This is a genomic window from Leptothoe kymatousa TAU-MAC 1615, from assembly GCF_018739865.1.
Lineage (GTDB): Bacteria > Cyanobacteriota > Cyanobacteriia > Phormidesmidales > Phormidesmidaceae > Leptothoe > Leptothoe kymatousa.
Window position 1 is genome coordinate 265,615 of sequence record NZ_JADOER010000011.1, and the last position, 18,234, is coordinate 283,848.

General features: G+C 51.4%; 14 protein-coding genes. 8 read left to right on the forward strand and 6 right to left on the reverse strand.

Annotated elements, in window-relative coordinates; all coding sequences use genetic code 11:
• Positions 1–74: 74 nt before the first annotated feature.
• Positions 75–1,244, forward strand: coding sequence for a DNA double-strand break repair nuclease NurA (locus tag IXB28_RS12855; RefSeq protein ID WP_215618992.1), 1,170 nt, complete (start codon positions 75–77; stop codon positions 1,242–1,244).
• A 368-nt stretch (positions 1,245–1,612) separates the two neighbouring features.
• Complete coding sequence (locus IXB28_RS12860) at positions 1,613–2,353, forward strand: phycobilisome rod-core linker polypeptide (protein WP_215618993.1); 741 nt, start codon at positions 1,613–1,615, stop codon at positions 2,351–2,353.
• Positions 2,354–2,427: 74 nt separating this feature from the next.
• Here IXB28_RS12860 and IXB28_RS12865 read toward each other — a convergent pair whose 3' ends face one another.
• The 4 genes from IXB28_RS12865 to groES all read right to left on the reverse strand — a co-directional run bounded on the left by IXB28_RS12865 (position 2,428) and on the right by groES (position 8,989).
• Positions 2,428–4,263: a DUF3685 domain-containing protein gene (locus tag IXB28_RS12865; RefSeq protein WP_215618994.1), complete on the reverse strand. Its 1,836-nt coding sequence runs from the start codon at positions 4,261–4,263 to the stop codon at positions 2,428–2,430.
• Between the two features lie 94 nt (positions 4,264–4,357).
• Positions 4,358–6,193 carry an AAA family ATPase gene (locus IXB28_RS12870; protein WP_215618995.1) on the reverse strand — a complete coding sequence of 612 codons (1,836 nt, stop codon included), beginning with the start codon at positions 6,191–6,193 and terminating at the stop codon, positions 4,358–4,360.
• 613 nt (positions 6,194–6,806) lie between these two features.
• Positions 6,807–8,438 carry a chaperonin GroEL gene (gene groL, locus IXB28_RS12875; RefSeq protein ID WP_215618996.1) on the reverse strand — a complete coding sequence of 544 codons (1,632 nt, stop codon included), beginning with the start codon at positions 8,436–8,438 and terminating at the stop codon, positions 6,807–6,809.
• A 239-nt stretch (positions 8,439–8,677) separates the two neighbouring features.
• A complete protein-coding gene (groES, locus tag IXB28_RS12880; protein ID WP_023072995.1) occupies positions 8,678–8,989 on the reverse strand; it encodes a co-chaperone GroES in 312 nt (103 codons plus the stop codon).
• Between the two features lie 389 nt (positions 8,990–9,378).
• Between groES and IXB28_RS12885 the strand changes: the two genes are divergently transcribed.
• From IXB28_RS12885 to atpC, 4 genes are all read left to right on the forward strand, one after another.
• Complete coding sequence (locus IXB28_RS12885; RefSeq protein ID WP_215618997.1) at positions 9,379–10,719, forward strand: two-partner secretion domain-containing protein; 1,341 nt, start codon at positions 9,379–9,381, stop codon at positions 10,717–10,719.
• A gap of 400 nt (positions 10,720–11,119) precedes the next feature.
• Positions 11,120–12,049, forward strand: coding sequence for a hypothetical protein (locus IXB28_RS12890; protein ID WP_215618998.1), 930 nt, complete (start codon positions 11,120–11,122; stop codon positions 12,047–12,049).
• A gap of 151 nt (positions 12,050–12,200) precedes the next feature.
• A complete protein-coding gene (gene atpD, locus IXB28_RS12895) occupies positions 12,201–13,655 on the forward strand; it encodes a F0F1 ATP synthase subunit beta (protein WP_215618999.1) in 1,455 nt (484 codons plus the stop codon).
• A gap of 120 nt (positions 13,656–13,775) precedes the next feature.
• Positions 13,776–14,183, forward strand: a complete 408-nt coding sequence (gene atpC, locus IXB28_RS12900; RefSeq protein ID WP_215619000.1) for an ATP synthase F1 subunit epsilon — start codon at positions 13,776–13,778, stop codon at positions 14,181–14,183.
• 147 nt (positions 14,184–14,330) lie between these two features.
• Here atpC and IXB28_RS12905 read toward each other — a convergent pair whose 3' ends face one another.
• Complete coding sequence (locus IXB28_RS12905; protein WP_215619001.1) at positions 14,331–14,663, reverse strand: 30S ribosomal protein PSRP-3; 333 nt, start codon at positions 14,661–14,663, stop codon at positions 14,331–14,333.
• 92 nt (positions 14,664–14,755) lie between these two features.
• Here IXB28_RS12905 and IXB28_RS12910 point away from each other — a divergent pair, with 92 nt between their 5' ends.
• Both IXB28_RS12910 and IXB28_RS12915 read left to right on the forward strand, forming a co-directional pair.
• Positions 14,756–15,547, forward strand: a complete 792-nt coding sequence (locus tag IXB28_RS12910; RefSeq protein ID WP_215619002.1) for a TIGR01548 family HAD-type hydrolase — start codon at positions 14,756–14,758, stop codon at positions 15,545–15,547.
• Between the two features lie 188 nt (positions 15,548–15,735).
• Positions 15,736–17,235 (forward strand): DUF3370 domain-containing protein, encoded by a 1,500-nt coding sequence (locus IXB28_RS12915; RefSeq protein WP_215619003.1) that lies wholly within the window; start codon positions 15,736–15,738, stop codon positions 17,233–17,235.
• Between the two features lie 167 nt (positions 17,236–17,402).
• Here IXB28_RS12915 and IXB28_RS12920 read toward each other — a convergent pair whose 3' ends face one another.
• The gene (locus tag IXB28_RS12920; RefSeq protein WP_215619004.1) at positions 17,403–18,104 is read right to left on the reverse strand and encodes a zf-TFIIB domain-containing protein; all 702 of its coding nucleotides are present in this window, start codon (positions 18,102–18,104) and stop codon (positions 17,403–17,405) included.
• Positions 18,105–18,234 lie beyond the last annotated feature (130 nt).

Consider the following 18,234-nt stretch of genomic DNA (forward strand, 5'->3'; position numbering starts at 1 on the left):
TATGCATGCCCCTACCGAAATCCTAAACCCGTGGCAAAATAGGGCAGTACAAATGCCCTACCTGTCCTCCGCCCATGGCCATCAAACCCTCCCAACTTCAAACGATTCTGTACGATAAGCGTCAGGATTTCGAAGGTTTTGCCAGGGGACAGCAAACGAACCTAGAACGCTACCAAAGCGCATGGCAGGCCCTGTGTGAAACCGAGGCGGCAGATCTCGACCCGTGGCTCAACAGTCGCCATGGCAACATCGGCGCTCGCCCGCTAGAAAACCTAGAAAGCAATAGCCATGGCATTTGCCCCAGCGGACTGCAATGGGATAACCGCGAACATAGCCTGCAATGGGTGAATGAACACCTCACCGGCATTACCACCTTTGCCGTGGATGGCTCCCAGATTTTCCCGAGCAAAGATCTATCCCCCCCCATTGCACTGGTGCAAATTGGCTGGTTTGAAAACCCCCATACATCAGCCGCAGACTATATCAAAGATATTCAGCTAGATGTAATGACACCCAAGGACCTAGAACTGGGGGACACGTCCAAACCGTTGGATCGACTGGTGAATAAACACCGGTTCAAAATGGAAGTGGGCCGTCTGGTGAAGTATATAGAGACGGTACAAGCCCCGGAAAGCTGCCTAGTCTTTTTTGATGGGGCGCTGGTGGCCACCTTTGCCGATGCCTATGAAGATGAGGATCGCAAAGAATATGTGGACGCCCTAGTGACCTTATTGGAGGCCAGTGAAACCCACCGAGTGCCGCTGGTGGGCTATGTGGACACTAGTTCTGCCCACGATCTCACCACTCTTTTGGAACATCATTCTGCTAGCGTTTCGATGATTCCAAAGGTGACCGACGCCCAGATGCTCAATCGCTATATGCAGTGGGGTGACTGCACAGCCATCTTTCAGTGCGATCGCCAAGGCATCCTCACCGAATATAAGCAGCATAAAGAGCGCGTTATTTTCACCTATCTCAAAACCAACCAAGGCTATCCAGCTCGCATTGAAATGCCCCGCTGGATGCACGAAGCAGGCATTACCGACCGGGTGCTCAACTGGGTCCGTGCCGAAACCATTGTCGGTGGCGGCTACCCCTACGCCATTGAAACGGCTGACCAAACGGCTGTTTTACAAACCAGCGATCGGCAAATCTTTTTTCGCATTCTGCAAGACTGGGCCAGCCACGAAGAGCTACAGCTGCGATGGTCTCGCAAAATGATGAGCAAACTACGACGGCGCTAAAGTAACGGGACATTACAGATTCTCAGATTAGCTCCCCGTATTTCTAAGAAAATAATTGCTATTTCTCCCCACAAACCGCGATTAAGCATAAATACTTACATCAATCACCATCAAGGTTTAGGCCATCTAAACCCATGCGACGGCGAACCATGGGGATAGTCAATGGTGTATTAGACAATCATTGATTTTTATTTAGTTTGGTTTCGTTTCCGTACGTATTTTTTGGTTGCCCCCCAACCTATCCCTAGACTAAAAGACGAACGGAGGACGAGAACTCCTTATATGACTGCATTTTGGGTAATTGTCCAAACCAGCAATTACCCTGCAGTTTTTTCCATGGCACCGACCTTAAGAAAGGATTTGAACCCGTGACTTTACCTTTGTTGAGCTATCCCAGCCGTTGTCAAAATCAACGTGTAAGTGGTTTTGAAATCCCCGGTGATGAGCAGCCTCGTATTTTTTCAACCGCTCTGCTACCGGATGCCCAGGAAGTTGAAACGCTAGTGTTAGCTGCTTACCGCCGCATTTTTAATGAGCAACAACTATTGTCGTGTCATCGCGATCGCTTTCTCGAATCGCAGCTACGCAGTAACCAGATTTCTGTAAAAGACTTTATCCGCGGATTGCTTCTCTCGGAATCCTTTAGACGCCTTAACTACGAATGCAGCAACAACTATCGCTTCGTAGACATGTGCGTACAAAGAGTTCTGGGTCGTCAAGTCTACGATCAGCGCGAAACCCTAGCCTGGTCAATTGTGCTGGCCACTGAGGGCATCCAGGGCTTTGTAGAAGCCCTGCTCAACAGTGATGAGTACATGGCAAACTTTGGTGAGGATACGGTGCCTTACCAGCGGCGACGCATTCTGCCTCAGCAAAGCATGGGCGAACTTCCCTTTGAGCGCATGCCCCGCTACGGTAGCGATCATTTAGAAACCCTCACCGCCCTCGGCAACGATTTCTCCGCCACTGGCGATGCCCTATTTGGCGACGGCATGCCCCCCGAAGGTCTGCGCAAAGTGGGTGCGGCCATTACTGTGGCAGGTGCCGTTGTGCTTACCAGCGGCCTGGTTGCCGTAATCCTTTCTTGGTTTGGTTGGATCAAGATCTAGCGTTTTCCTTCCACGAGCCCATCAAAGCCTCGGGCCTAGGCCTGGGGCTTTTTTTTAGCTCCCACTCTCTAGACCTACTCCCATTCATTAAATGTGGGTGGCGCTTGCCGGGAGTTGGAACGACGCGTATCTTGCCAAGCACTGCCAACGCCTTGCAAAATGCCCCGACCCACTAAGCCAATGCCGCGACCCACAACCTCCGTGAGAACATAGACCACGCTGCTGCCCACTAAGGCAACCAGCGCGCGAACACGAGGGCTAATGGCATCGCGAGTTTCCAATAGTAGGGTCATGGCCCAGGGCAACCCAGATAGCTGCTCTAGCTCTGTGCGACGGGGCGCATAGATGGGCGCAAGCAAAATCCCCCGTGGCCCCAAGGTATATAGCCGATACTGACTCTCAAAAATTGCGGTGGGTTCGTTCACCAAATGATTCCAACGATAGCGCCAGGATAGGTCGTTGCGAAATCGTTCAATATCTCGGGTGGAAATAATGCGGCGGCTGTACAACCCTTTTTTAATCACCTCCACATCCGCCAAACGGTTTAGTAGGGGTTGCATCACCCCATTGCCCATTTGGATCAATAGATTTTCCAGCAGTTTTTCACTGTGGATTAAGGCTTCGGGGGCAGTTGCCACATAGCTGGTACCCTCTACCACCATGGCGTCCTGAAATAACCAGTGGGATAGCAGCTCGGGCACCAAGGGAATGTGTTTGAGAATATCTCGCTCCACGACTTCTTTTTCGTCATACAGCACCGCTACAAGTTCTTGCTCTACACCGTTCAGGGGCACTGTGTAGTAGCGGCCAAAAAACTCCTCTATGGTGGCCACCCAAAGGTCTCGCAATATTTGGGGAGACTTATCGCGTAACTGGCCCGGTTGGGGCGCAGATTGGCGAAGATCGTCTAGCAAATCCTCAAACCGTCGGAGAATAATAAATAGCAGCTCTCGCTTTTTATCAAGCCGTAAAATATCGATTTCTAATGGTTCTGCGGTGGTGTTTTGTAGGTCGGTTTGGAGCTTGGCAAAAACGGCTTCAAACACCATATTTTGCACATCACCGCTACGCAAACTCAGGGGCGCTGCATCCGATTTGGTAATGGCGGCAGCGGCCCCCACAGAGGAGGGCAAACGACTGGAAGCACGCTCACTGGGTGACTGAGTCTGAAAATTGGACTGACGCGTGGTCTTTTTGACCCAGGTGGCATCTGGGTATTGGCGGGTGGCCCACAGCTGCCGCATACACCAGCGGGCAGCTTTTAGCTCACGCCGCTGACCGATTAAGACCTGACGTTCTAGCCAAGATAAATTGGGCCGGCGCAACTCAGCGGTGGCCTTAGCCAGCTGTTGATCGATTTTGTCCACCCCCGCAAGGCGCATACTGAGGCGCATGGCGGTGAGGGGCCCAGGAATTTTTGGGGGCAGTTGGGGTCGCCTGGTGGGTGTTTTTTGTTCATCCCTGGCCACAGAACGAATTAGCTGGGCTAATTCACGCACAGGCATGCTGCGGGTACCGTAGCCATCGGCCCCGACCTGGCGAGCGGCGGCGGCTAAAACAGGCTCATCTCGAGCACTGAGCACCAGTACCGAGAGTTTGGGCAACTCGGTTTTAATGGATTTACAAAGTTGCAACCCGGAACTACTAACCGGATCGCCCCCACTATCGTTGGCCCCCAAGCCCAAGTCCACAATGACGAGATCGATGGTGGCCTTGCCTCGCAGGGTGGGGTCGGTAAAGGCTTTGGCCTGGGTGCGATCGCACTTCCGAAGAATGTCCATGGCCTCAGAGGCATTGGCCGCTTCCGCCGCAATTTGAAACCCTGGTAACTGCTCTAACCACACCCGTAACCCCAACCGAAAGGTGGGGTCTTCATCCACCAGCATCAATTGCAAGGGACGTTCACTCATGCCGCCTGATTCCATGTCACCGTTCTAGTATCCCCTACTAACTCAGCTTTGTGGCCTCAGCTTTGCGGTGTTAGTAGCCAACCAGCAAACCGGCTTAGTCATGATCTTGGTGATGATCGTCGTCGTCGTAGCCATCGTCATAGCCATCGTCCGCCGGGGCGCGTAAGGATTCGATATAGGCCCGTTCAGCATCCCACACAGCAATAGAATTGCGCGCTTCATTGTACAGAGCACGGCCTGGGGCAATGCGCGAAGCCACGACGATCGCATCTGACAACCGCCCTTGGTAAGCGAGCTCCTCCGCCTCATTCAAAATCGGACGATCCTGAGCCACTTGGATGCGGGCGGTCCATTCTTTGATGGAATCCTGTGCTTGACCATAAAGCGCCCGCCCTTTTTCAATTTTGCGCGCTTCGGTAATGGCATCCCGCAGCTTGTTTTTACTCGCTAGCTCCAATGCCTTGCTATAGAGGGGCTGATCTTCGAGCACCTGAATCTGCTTGGTCCACTGGGCCACCTTAGTTTGGGCTTCCACCCGCAGGGCTCGACCCAATTCAACATTTTGCGCCTCTGCGATCGCAGCCTGCAAACTAGCCTTATCCCCCTTGTCAGCGAGCTGCTGAGCCCTCGCCAACAGGGGCCGATCCTCAATCCGCTCAATCTCTTTCAACCAATGGGCAATCAAGGTTTGGGCCTGCTGCCGCTGGGGACGTCCTTCCGCCACTTCCTTAGCTTCTGCAATGGCCACCTGCAACGACGACTTTTGATTTAAATTGGCAATCAAGCTGGCACCGTAGAGCTTTTGCAGATCCTTTAGTTGCTCAGTCCACTGCCCGAGCTTCACTTCCGCCTCTGTATAAAAAGGACTACCACTTTCAATGCCCTTGAGGGCCTGAATGGCCTCCATTAAATTGACGATATCGCCATAGGTGGGCACCCACTGCTGATTAAACTTGGCCAGCCGCTGAGCGTGGGCCAAGTGCACTAAATCTTGCGCTTCTGGTGCCGTGGCTAGGTCCATGGGCACCTGCTGAATAATGGCAATGGCACCGGTTAGATCTTCTTGCTCCCATTTTTGGAACCCATGGTTGAGCAGCGTAGTTGCCCATTTTTCCAATAGGGGTTTCGCCTCGGGCCAGGCAGCACTTTGCATATCCATCTGCCGCACCAGGGTGAGCGCCTCCACCAGCTGATCCATATCGCCGCTATCGGCCATGGACTGAGCCCGAATTAGATTACGACGGGCATCTTCTTCCGATTTGATGTACTGGTCTAGATATTGGTACTTATCCTTGACCCAATGGTCGCTGGTTAGCCGCTTTATGTCCCTTAGCTGCTTGCGGGCCCCACTCCAGTTTTGATTTGCCACATCCTCTTTAACGGCGGCTACGAGTTCATTTCCCCTCTCCCATTCTTGCTGCCATGCATCTAGAGCCTCCAGCACCTGGGGATGGTTTTCTGCCCGCTCAGGGATATAGCCCAATAGCTCATTGGCGCGCCCTAGGTTGCCCGCCTGCATGCGCTGCTGGGCCAGCTTAAATACGCCTTTCGACCAGCGGTTGGTCTCGTCCTGGGAGTCTTGATACAGGGGGTGGGTGTCTTGCCAGCTGGCCACCAGCTGCACCCCCGCCACTAAGTCTTGCTCCGCCCCGGACACGGATGCCTGGCGTGCACAGTAAAGCCGCTCGCTGTCGGCACTAAATCTAAAGATGCGATCGCAGTCTGGCAAAGGCGGCAGTCGGGTAATAAATGCGATCGCCCAAATTCCCAGAGCGCTAGAAGCCCCTAATATCAACAACCACAAAGTCGGCCAAAACCACCCAGCACCCAACTTAAACCCAACAGAGCGTCGCTTCGTCAAGACAAGCGCAACATTCTCTCCAGAGGAGGACGAAGCAAATTGCTGTGGATCCGTAGGTGTGGCTGTCATGGGTGGCGGTTTGTTAAGGGAAGACGTATCTTGACTTGCCTGTGCTGACGCAGGTAATCAGGGCAGTAAATACCCTATTTGGCGGAACTTAATAAAAAGCTCTGCCCACTGATTTAGAGAATGAACATACTGTCTAAGAACAAAACCAGAAAGCGCCAAGGGAAAGCGCCAAGGGGATAAGTCCATACTCCGAATAAATAGCAATTATTAAATTGGAATTTTTGCTGACATTGTAGAGGCAATTGACCGAAATACAGTGGGTTTTGACAAAAACCTTTGCTAAAAAACCGCTGCCACAAAAAAAATCGCCGCCGGATTGCAACAAAAGACTTCACCAAAAAGGCTGATTCTCTAGATAAATCAGGCATTCTGCCAGTTTAGTAATCCCATTTAAGACACTTCAGAACCTCAAGACAAAACTGTCACGCTTCGTAGCAGAGTCCGTCACCAGCCCCATATGTTGCTAAAGATTACGCCCCCACCTTGCCAATGAAATCCTCCAAGTAAGGACATACAAAAAAGCGGTAGGCAAGATATGCCTACCGCTTTTTCCTACAGGCGGGCACCTATGTCCCCGCCCCTTAGTGATGTCATGCAGTCACCTGCGACTCAGTTAGTAGTCAAAGTCGCCCATGCCGCCGCCAGCGCCAGCGCCAGCCGCTTCAGGTTCGGGCTTGTCCACAACGATACACTCGGTGGTTAGCACCATAGCTGCGATGGAAGCCGCGTTCTGAGTAGCAGAGCGAGTCACCTTAGCGGGATCAACCACACCAGCAGCAAGCATATCAACGTACTCGTTAGTCGCTGCGTTGAAGCCCATGTTAAAGTCTTTCTCTTTAACGTGCTCGGCAACCACAGCACCGTTCTGACCAGCATTCTCAGCGATGCGTCTTAGGGGAGCGGTGAGGGCACGGGTAACGATTAACGCACCAGTGAGCTCTTCGCCAGATAGGTTAGCGTTGGACCACTCTTCTAGTCCGGGCGCCAAGTGAGCCAAGGTGGTACCACCACCAGGAACAATACCTTCTTCAACGGCCGCCTTAGTGGCGTTGATGGCATCTTCCAGGCGCAGTTTGCGGTCCTTCATTTCGGTTTCGGTAGCCGCACCGACTTTGATCACAGCCACACCACCGGAAAGCTTCGCTAGACGCTCCTGCAGCTTTTCCTTGTCGTAGCTGGAGTCAGACTCTTCGATTTGACGACGAATCTGCTCACAACGGGCCTTCACATCACCTTCGTTACCTTCAGCAACTAGGGTGGTGTTGTCCTTAGTGATGGTCACACGGCGGGAGGTGCCCAGCATCTCGATGCTGACGTTGTCTAGCTTCAGACCAGCATCTTCAGTGATGACCTGACCGCCAGTAAGCACAGCGATGTCTTCTAGCATGGCCTTACGGCGATCGCCAAAGCCAGGAGCCTTAACAGCCGCTACGTTCAAAACGCCGCGTAGACGGTTCACAACGAGGGTGGCGAGGGCTTCTTTTTCGATGTCTTCGGCAATGATTAGTAAAGGCTTGCCAGAACGAGCCACCTGCTCAAGTACGGGCACTAGGTCCTGCACTAGGGCAATTTTCTTGTCGGTTAGCAGCAGGTAGGGGTCGTCTAGAACCGCTTCCATGCGCTCGGTGTCGGTGGCGAAGTAAGGGGAGATATAGCCCTTATCGAAACGCATACCTTCGGTAATTTCCAGCTCAGTCGTCATGGACTTGCCTTCTTCCAGGGAGATAACGCCTTCACGGCCTACTTTCTCCATGGCTTCGGCAATCATTCTGCCGACTTCTTCATCGTTACCGGCGGAAATGGTACCCACCTGGGCAATGGCGGTGGAGTCGCCAACGGGCTGGGCTTTCTCGGCAATGCGCTCGACTAGGTAAGCGGTGGCTTTCTCAACGCCGCGCTTCAGTGCGATCGCATTGGCACCCGCTGCCACGTTACGTAAACCTTCCTTAACAATGGCGTGGGCCAATACGGTTGCAGTGGTGGTACCGTCACCCGCTGCATCATTTGTTTTAGAAGCCGCCTGACGAATGAGGGCAACACCGGTATTTTCGATGTTGTCTTCCAGTTCAATTTCCTTAGCGATGGTGACACCATCATTCACAATCTGAGGAGAACCAAACTTCTTCTCAAGTACCACGTTGCGGCCTTTGGGACCAAGCGTAACTGCAACGGCCTCAGCCAGAGTATCCATACCTTTTTCCAAGGCACGGCGAGCATTCTCGTTATATATGATGCGTTTAGCCATGAATTAACCTATGGTTTCAGAACGTTTTAGAGGGGTCTGGGGTGGAAGGAGCGGACTCCTAAAGGAGCGGACTCCTAAATGCTTCAGTCTTGAATTTGGAACCCCCAAGGGCAGGTCCTTGGGCACTGGCCTTTAAGTCAAGACACCTAGGCTGACCTACGCATCAAAAAGTCAACTATTCCTGACTTTTCTTGCATAGCGCTTTGGCCAATACTCCAAATTCAAAGTTTCGTGCTGGGTTAACCAACGACGGCTAGGATGTCTTTCTCAGAAAGCAGTACATAGTCATCGCCACCAAGCTTAATGTCAGTGCCGGCATACTTGGAATAAAGCACCTTATTACCGACTTCTACATCAGGGGCCTGACGACTGCCGTCATCACCACGCTTACCAGGACCTACAGCAGTAACTTCGCCAACTTGAGGCTTTTCCTTAGCTGTATCGGGTAACAAGATGCCGCCAGCGGTCTTTTCTTCAGATGCGCTGACTTTGATAAGAACGCGATCACCTAGGGGAGTGACGCTAGAAACACTCAAAGAAATGGCTGCCATAGTTTTCTCCGAACTCTGATAGATCAATCATTCGGCAATTGCACCAAAGCGGTTTGTACCCGCTTGAGCAGTCCCCTTTACCAACTGAAAGGGTTTGATAGAGGAAGACGCTGCAACCTAAACACGGTTTAGCACTCTCTATTGCCGAGTGCTAATTTATCGTTTGAAGAGCAGTCATAGCAATATATTGATCGGTACGGGTTCCCGTACTCAGAGGGGCAATGTTGCAACAAATGAACTTTATTGTTTCCACACACTGATCTTTACCGTTACTTCAGGTTGGATTAAAAATCCCCCGTATTATTTATATGTGTGGGTGCCATCTGTAGTTGTTGATACGTACTTACTTAGTGCATATGCTGACACGCTGTCTAGCAATTGCTCCATTTATGAAACTCAAACTCATTTATCTGCTTTTGACAGCCGCCCCCTTATGGGTATGCGGTTTGCAGCGGGTTGCTTCGGCTCAGCTTGCTACACCTTCTAAACCATCAGGCCCCGCATCAACTCTAATTCATCCGACAACGCCCGCTACAGCTGTTGAGCAGAATTCTAATCAATTTAATATTACTGGTGGACAGGCTTCTGGTGGAGCGGCCCCCAACGTTATCCATCAGTTTGATCGCTTTGATGTTCGCAATGGCGATCAAGCGAACTTTATTGTCGCCCCTAATGTTTCCAACGTTGTTAGCCTAATCGATAGCCCCCAGCCGTCGTCGATATATGGCACGTTGCAAATTCAGAGCAATGTGCCCAACGTTGCTAGCAACGCTAATCTTATCCTTGTCAACCCTGAAGGGTTGGTCTTTGGGGAAAGCATCCAGCTCAATCTATCTGGGGATTTAACGGCTACCACCGCCTCGGGCTTACTGTTTTCAGATACCTATCATTTAGATATTGATGGTGTGGTCAGCCGCGCCATCATCCCTGGGCAAGACAATACAGGCAATACCAATCCCAGCGTAGCTAATTTAACCGGTCCCCCCACCGGCTATGTCTTTACAGATAGCGATCGCAGTTTGCCGATCACCAATCCACTTTCAACCGCACTGCCCGTAGGCAGCATTCACAACAAGGGCACGCTGGCACTAGAGCCCCAATCCACCCTGACCCTCTTGGGCCGATACGTTCAAAATGACGGCGATATCGTTGCCTCTGGAGGCACAGCCAACCTAGTCGCCGTCACAGGAGATAACTTAGTCCGACTGAGTCAGCCCAATAATATTTTGGCCCTGGAGCTCATCTCAACGGATGCGATCGCTCTACAGTCAGCCGCAGGTATCCCCCAAACCATCACCGGCGGCGATGCGTCCCAGGCCAACCGGATCCAATCCAATACCAATGGGTCCCAAAGCCTCACCAGCAATTCATCCCTAACCACAGCCCCAGGCAGTGTGCTGGTGCGCGGCAGCATTGATGTATCCGATCGCAATGGTCAGGGCACCGTTAACATTACGGCCGAACAAATTAATGTCATTGGCAGCGAAATTAGCGCCAACGGCATTAATCAAGGTGGCTTCGTCTCCATTGGCACCGAGAGTGGAATCATCACCGAAGATGTCATGGTTAATCGCAGCTCGGCGGTCTCTGCCAATGCGTCAGCCGGCCAAGGCGGCACCATCAAGATTCGGGCGGCAGACACCATTCGACTCTATGGCGATGCAACGGCCAACGGCACCAGCCCAGGCAACCTGGACCTGAAAGCTGGCCAAACCTTAGACGTTCGGTAATGCCCCCATAGCCATTTGCATTGGGCACACCGAACACACCGATCCGATCCGTCACCCAAGAGCCCCCATCCAACTTTAAACAGCTGTGCTTCTCCAAAAGTACAGCTGTTTTTTAATGCCCGGACACCCAACCCAGAGCCCCACAGAGCCATCCCTTGCACAAAATCTAAGTAATTTCACGCACAAACAAGGAAAATTGATGTCTTTTTTCAATGAAGCTTACGTATTTCCAAGGAGCTTAAGACCACAGTAATGACATCCTTGAGATGAATTAATAACAGCTAAAAAGCAAGCGTAAGCCCCACAACAGGCACTCAAAACACTGAGGTTTCAAACACAAAAATCAGTTCTTTTTGATACATACGCTTGCTAGCAGTTGAGATAGTGAGGTCTTGAAATCATGTTTGGAATTCTTCGCCGCCACCTTAGTGTCGCCAGCCTGGCAAGCCTTGGCTTACTGGCCATCTGCAGCCAAGCAGCCAAGGCCACTTGCTTAACCAATAGCTGCCCATACAACAGCCTAGGCTTCAGCACCGCCTCCAACAACGTCCAAATCACCAACATTCTGGGCACTGGCACTCTCCAGACTCCATATGTTATTTACCAAGACGTATGGGGTTTGGACTTTTCCCTAGCCATCACCGGGCTCAACCATGCACCACAACACTCTATTTTTGGCCGCCCAGGTTTCGCCATTAGCATTGTCTCTCGCAACCTAACTGGAGAATTTTGGAGCTTCTACGATCATGAGCTTCAAGAAACAGCCGGTTTTGCAAGCAATGACAACGATGGATTATCCTTTGCCCAAGATATTCTTGACGGTCGCCCTAACAGCTCTGCCCACTACGACAACGCAGACGAAATAACTGATGTACGAGACTTTATCAATTTCCATGGAGGTAACGGAGTAGAGCCAGGGGAGCAGGTTCGGTTTAATTACTTCATTACCGATACCATTCCCAATGCGCAGTTCTACGTGCGGCAACGCCCCAACTTTCGCACCAATACCGTACCGACCAATGCCGCTGCCCTTCCGAGCACTGTGCCCACCACCGCAAAGCCAGCGGTCCCTGCATTATCATCAACCACGGCTAATGCTCCGGGGGCTGAATCGACAACCACCCATAGCCCATCGTCGTCGGCACAGCCCCTCAGTCAACCGGCGACATCGAGCAATTCACAAACTACAACTCCCCTGAAGCAAGCTTCCATACCCGAACCCACAATGCAGGTCGGTCTAGGCTTACTGGGCATGTATTTTTTGACTCGATTTGTTAAGCAAAGTCGGAAATGTATCGATGAATCCGCCTGCTTTAGTAAACAATTGTAATTGTCGTCAACCAGACAAAGTTCTCAGACTATAGCAAATACAAGTGCCATGGATGATACATCTAGTGATAATCTTTTACATGGCACTTTGAAAGTAAAAATTAAAATTAAAAGTCGCCGCAGTAGCTAAAACCCTAGGATAAGGCGCAAGCATGGTCACAACTGCAGAGAAAACGAATACTGGCTATATCACTCAGATTATTGGCCCTGTTGTAGACGTTAAATTCCCCGCTGGCGAGCTGCCCAGCATTTATAACGCCCTAAAAATTGAAGGCACCAACCCCGCTGGTCAGTCCGTCGCTGTTACCTGCGAAGTTCAGCAGCTCCTGGGCGACAGCCAAGTGAGAGCTGTAGCAATGCTTTCCACCGATGGTTTGGTGCGAGGCATGGCAGTAACTGATTTGGGCTCGCCCATTAGTGTCCCCGTAGGTGCTCCCACATTAGGTCGAATTTTTAATGTGCTTGGCGATCCAGTGGATGAGAAAGGTGATGTGGATAAGTCCACCACTTCTCCCATTCACCGTCCCGCTCCCAAGCTAACTGAATTAGAGACTAAGCCTTCCGTATTTGAAACAGGTATTAAAGTTATTGATCTGTTGGCTCCCTATCGTAAGGGCGGTAAGACTGGTCTCTTCGGTGGTGCTGGCGTAGGTAAAACCGTACTTATTCAGGAGCTGATCAACAACATCGCCCTGCAGCACGGTGGTGTATCTGTGTTCGCTGGCGTAGGTGAGCGTACTCGCGAAGGGAATGACCTTTATAACGAATTTATCGAATCTGGCGTAATCAACGCTGAGGACCTTGGTAAGTCTAAGGTAGCCCTGGTATACGGTCAGATGAATGAGCCCCCCGGTGCTCGCATGCGTGTGGCCCTGTCTGCCCTGACCATGGCTGAGTACTTCCGCGATGTAAACAAGCAGGACGTACTGTTGTTTGTTGACAACATCTTCCGCTTTGTACAGGCTGGTTCGGAAGTATCTGCCCTACTCGGTCGTATGCCTTCTGCGGTAGGTTACCAGCCTACGTTGGGTACCGACATGGGTGACCTACAGGAGCGCATTACATCCACTTTGGAAGGTTCTATTACCTCCATTCAGGCGGTTTATGTACCTGCGGATGACTTGACTGACCCCGCACCTGCAACTACGTTCGCCCACTTGGACGCAACCACTGTACTTTCCCGTGCATTGGCGTCTAAAGGTATTTACCCTGCGGTAGATCCTCTAGATTCCACATCCACTATGCTTCAGCCCGATGTGGTTGGTGGCGAGCACTATCAGACTGCCCGGGCGGTACAGTCGATTCTTCAGCGCTACAAAGAGCTTCAGGATATTATTGCGATTCTGGGCTTGGATGAGCTTTCTGAGGACGACCGTTTAGCGGTTGCCCGTGCTCGTAAGATTGAGAAGTTCCTATCTCAGCCTTTCTTCGTAGCTGAAATCTTTACCGGTATGTCTGGTAAGTATGTTGGCCTAGAAGACACTATTAAGGGCTTCAACATGATTCTCTCTGGTGAGCTAGATGAGATTCCTGAGCAGGCTTTCTACCTTAAGGGCAACATTGACGAAGTACTTGCAACTGCTGAGAAGATGAAGGCTGAAGGTTAATTCTCCTTCTCTCATCTGGCAAGAATTCTAGCTTGGTGAGTGGTGAGCGGTGTGATGCATGAGATTGTTTCATCACTCACTACTCACTACTCACTATTCACTTTTAAGTTTTAGAGTTTTATGGCATTAGCAGTGCGTGTAATAGCTCCCGACAAAACTATTTGGGATGCTGAAGCGGAAGAGGTTGTGCTGCCTAGTACAACTGGTCAATTGGGTATTTTGAGCGGTCACGCTCCTTTACTGACAGCTCTGGACATTGGCGTGTTGCGGGTTCGATCCAATAAGGATTGGATTGCGATCGCACTAATGGGCGGATTTGCTGAAATCGAAGACAACGAAGTTACTGTCTTGGTCAATGGCGCCGAGCGTGGTGATAGCATTGACCTTTCTGCAGCCGAAGCAGAGTATACCTCTGCCAAAACTGAAGCAGAGGGCGTTGCTTCTGATGACAAGCAGGCTGTTATTCAGGCTACTAAGTCCCTGAAAAAGGCACGGGCTCGCGTTCAAGCTGCTGGCGGTAGTATTTAACCGACTGAGCTTGCAAGTAATTGGTAAAAAGGGCTGGCTGTTTAGAAAACAGCCAGCCCTTTTTTATTGTTTTTTACGACTACAGCAAAGAGCCCGCCAAGGACCTAAACCTTGACGGGCTCTTTGCTAAATCATTGACGGACTAAATCATGAACTACCAGTAAACGCAACATCGGGAAACTTATCAGCTGCTTTTTGCATGGTCTGAGATTTTCCGCCCTCTTGCCAATAGTTGATGATTTCAGTGGCTTGGTTCAACAAATCAATGCGCTCTTCTTCAGCAATCCAAGTTTTGGACTCAAGCTCTGTCTTCATCTGGTCCCACGCATCATTACGGGGCCAGAAAAAGTAAGAGGTCAGCGGACTCGATCCCTTGCCCACTACTTGATCCACTGCGAGAGCCACATCCTTGTCGAGCCAGAGAACCTTTAAGATAAATCGAGACAATGAATACCTCCGCTGTACGCCTCTTGGCTTCAAAACTACACGGTCTAGTTTAAAACTACACGGTCTATAATTCTAGCGCATTCATTGCCTTAATCACATCAAAACTTCATTCTTATATCTCCACAATGCCTAATCCCATTGCCCTAGCGATTTTTGACATCGATGGTGTTGTCCGTGATGTTGGCGGATCCTATCGACGGGCCATTGCCGATACGGTCGAACACTTTACCAACGGTGATTATCGCCCCACACCGACGGACCTGGATCAGCTTAAAAGTGAGGGCATTTGGAACAATGATTGGAAAGCGTCCCAGGAGCTGATCAAACGCCATGGCCAAGCATCCGGCAATGCTTACACCGGTGACTACGATGCCATTGTGGATTATTTTCAAGAGCAGTATCGCGGCAAAGGCGAGGACCCCAGCCAATGGACGGGTTACATTACCCAGGAACCCGTCTTAATGACCGCGAACTACCTCAACGAATTAGCCAAGGGGGGTGTCCCGTCCGCATTTTTTAGCGGTGCCACCCGAGGATCCGCCAACTACATCTTGCGACAGCGCATTGGCCTGGAAAATCCTATTTTAGTTGCCATGGAGGATGCCCCCGGTAAACCCGATCCAACGGGGCTATACATGACGGTGAAACACCTTGAGAAATCTGTCCCACCTGGGTTACCCGTGCTGTACGCCGGAGACACCGTCGCCGATATGGCCACTATCACCGCAGCGCGAGCGGAATTTCCCCAGCGGCGATGGCTAGGCGTGGGCATTTTGCCGCCCCATGTACAAACCAATGCCGATTATCAAAACCGCTATGGCGACACCCTCAAACAAAGCGGTGCGGCCTTGGTTTTACCCCATGTTGAACAGCTAACGGCTAGCGCCATTGGCACGTTGCTGGAGCAGACGGCTTAGGCATTGCCCCCGAGGAAACAACAATCTGCTCCAGTTGAGGAACCAACCCCATAAACGGCACAGTCGGTAAAATCAGCTACCGATGAAATGGTAGTTTAGGCGACAGCTATTAACAGCACTCGCTTTCTCACATCGATCGGGCTGGATGTGCTGTTATCGGCTCTCCATCCCTGTTTTTTGCCACTACTATGAGTCCACTGTCATTTTTACTGTCGTTGTACGCTGCTATTCCGGCGGCTCTATCCCTTCAGCCTGCAGTAAACCAGGGGTCTGTAACACCATCTATTACGTCCTTCACCCCAAACAGTGAAATCGCCCAAACCCAGGGCGATGTTATTCCCCACATTCAAGAAGTGCGGCCATTGCCGGGGGCATTGGATACTGTTCCTGTCTTTAATAGCAACAGCCCAGAGATTATTAATGACGAGGGCATTCTCCTCTCCACCTTTCCCTCCCGTGGCAAAGCGACGCCCGACGCCCATTTAGACTATGCCTTTGAAGGGCGCTTTGATATTTTTGCTCACCATGTGGTGCAAGCCCAGGGCGACCGAGATACCCGCACCCGCTACCTGGGCATTGTGGTTCACAACCCCAGCCGCAGACCGGTCACCCTGCGGTTTCGAGAAGCCGCTAGCTACCTCAGCCAAGAAGCTCCCTGGCATGGCCGCAGTGATGTAGAGCTCAACCTTGCCAGCACACAATTCTCAGGCCCCGGCAGCCGTCTGATGAATGAGATTCTGCGCGATCGCAGGCAGGCCCTCTGGTCTCAACCCATCACCATTCCAGGGCGAGAATCTTATTTACTGATGAATGCCCCCATCCCGGTGCGTCGCTTAGCCGTACCGACCGATGGCAGCCTGGCCCCCGATAGCGAACTACTCCCCCCCCTGCCCGACACCCTGGGGGGCAACCGCAGCAATGCCCGTTCCACACTGATCCGCCTTTCCAGTAGTGGGCCAGTCTACGTAGCCAGCTTAAGCATGTTGGCCCCTGCAACCGCCAACGGCGGCGAACGCGTCCCCAGATTAAACGAATGGCTACAGATTTTGGCCAATAGCCCATTAGCAACACCACGGGACCACGCCCCCTCACGTCCTGGGTCGCGCGCCACGCCCTTTATCTATGGTCGAGTCGCTGGCGTTAGTCAAGGGTCGCGCTGGCAAGCGACCCTGACCGATCGGCGCTCCAACAAACTCAATATTCCAAATCCAGGCGAACAACTTTCCTACGCCCTCAGCACAGTTGACCGCAACACCTTTGGCACCAGACAAATCCAAAGCGCCCCCATGGTGCGGCGTTATCGGGATACGGCCCACCGGGCCCACGGCAACTATGGCACCGAGTATGACCTCACACTCCCGCTCCACAACCCTACGGATCAGCCACAAAAAGTCGCCCTATCCGTTCAAACACCGCTGCAAAACGAAACTATCAAAAACGCCCTAACGTTTTTAAATCCCCATAGCTCACGAATTTTCTTTCGCGGCACCATCTTATTTTTGTATGCCAACGATCGGGGCGAACGTAAAGCGGATTATATTCACCTTGTCCAACGCCGTGGACAAGTGGGGCCACCCCTAGTAGAGCTCACCCTAGAACCTGGAGAAAACAGATCCGTAGAGGTGCAATTTCTCTATCCCCCCGATGCTACACCGCCCCAAGTACTGACCTTAACCACCGAAGAGTAGGTGACACCCCCCTTGGCAAGGGCAGCGTGCAACAGACAACCAGCTGCGAAACATCAACCAAGCGAAACCGCCTGTTTTTATAGAGGAAACGACAGCAACAGCGTCCGCCTCATCGAACCAGGAGCTTATCCATGGCAACCTAAGGTTACGTGCAGTCGCTCAATCGATTACTTCGCTGGCTGGGGATATTCGTAGGATTGAGCAACGCCACCACCATTGCCTGCCACCATGGAATGGTGATCATTCATCACAGGCTTAGGTAGATCATTTTGGGGCGGAGCCTTGTCTATGTGGACATAGCGAGACTCATCCTCAGCCGGAGGAATTTGATTCAACAGTGAAATAATGTAATCGCGATGGGGATGCTGTTCTAGCCAGGCACGAATTCCTAAAGCCTGGGCATAGTCGTCATCACCTAAGGCACTGCGATAGGTCTCTTCTAAAACTCGATTAAATTCGGCCTGACGAATCTGGGACTGCCAGGGCTCTGAAAAGACTAAGTGCACCTTGTTGTGGATATTGCAGGCCTTAAGAATTTCCCATTCGCCTTTGTCAAACCAGCTGCCACCACAGTGGGAGCAACGATCTAAATAGAACTCTAACCCGTGGCCCACTTTCGCGCGACGCATCAGGTGATGACACTCAGGGCAAAAGGTGGCACGGCTATTATCGGCAACCTCTAAGCGATCGCTTAAATCCACATGGTCGCAAGGCTTAATGGGTTCATCATTGGTTTCCCACTCCAACCAATGCCAATAGTCATAGGAAGAAATCCACTGCCCTTCGCAGGCTTCACAGGCATGGACTGCTAAAAATTCATTCAAGCGATCGCGCTTTAAGGAAGAGGTCTGACAACAGGGACAATGCATAACAGAAGACTGATTAAACGTCTTTAACGGACATGGAATAACGCCTGATGCACGCCATTCAGGAATAGCAAAAATTCATAAAGAAAGTGACAGCTAATATTTTTTGAACCGCGTTAGCTTTCACTTTAAT

Excerpts from the sequence above, each read along its gene's own strand:
- IXB28_RS12910 (WP_215619002.1), top strand. The coding sequence starts at position 14,756 with ATGCCTAATCCCATTGCCCTAGCGATTTTTGACATCGATGGTGTTGTC.
- atpD (WP_215618999.1), top strand. The coding sequence starts at position 12,201 with ATGGTCACAACTGCAGAGAAAACGAATACTGGCTATATCACTCAGATT.
- IXB28_RS12865 (WP_215618994.1), bottom strand. The coding sequence starts at position 4,263 with ATGAGTGAACGTCCCTTGCAATTGATGCTGGTGGATGAAGACCCCACC.
- IXB28_RS12885 (WP_215618997.1), top strand. The coding sequence starts at position 9,379 with ATGAAACTCAAACTCATTTATCTGCTTTTGACAGCCGCCCCCTTATGG.
- IXB28_RS12920 (WP_215619004.1), bottom strand. The coding sequence starts at position 18,104 with ATGCATTGTCCCTGTTGTCAGACCTCTTCCTTAAAGCGCGATCGCTTG.
- IXB28_RS12890 (WP_215618998.1), top strand. The coding sequence starts at position 11,120 with ATGTTTGGAATTCTTCGCCGCCACCTTAGTGTCGCCAGCCTGGCAAGC.
- IXB28_RS12855 (WP_215618992.1), top strand. The coding sequence starts at position 75 with ATGGCCATCAAACCCTCCCAACTTCAAACGATTCTGTACGATAAGCGT.
- groES (WP_023072995.1), bottom strand. The coding sequence starts at position 8,989 with ATGGCAGCCATTTCTTTGAGTGTTTCTAGCGTCACTCCCCTAGGTGAT.
- groL (WP_215618996.1), bottom strand. The coding sequence starts at position 8,438 with ATGGCTAAACGCATCATATATAACGAGAATGCTCGCCGTGCCTTGGAA.
- IXB28_RS12870 (WP_215618995.1), bottom strand. The coding sequence starts at position 6,193 with ATGACAGCCACACCTACGGATCCACAGCAATTTGCTTCGTCCTCCTCT.
- atpC (WP_215619000.1), top strand. The coding sequence starts at position 13,776 with ATGGCATTAGCAGTGCGTGTAATAGCTCCCGACAAAACTATTTGGGAT.
- IXB28_RS12915 (WP_215619003.1), top strand. The coding sequence starts at position 15,736 with ATGAGTCCACTGTCATTTTTACTGTCGTTGTACGCTGCTATTCCGGCG.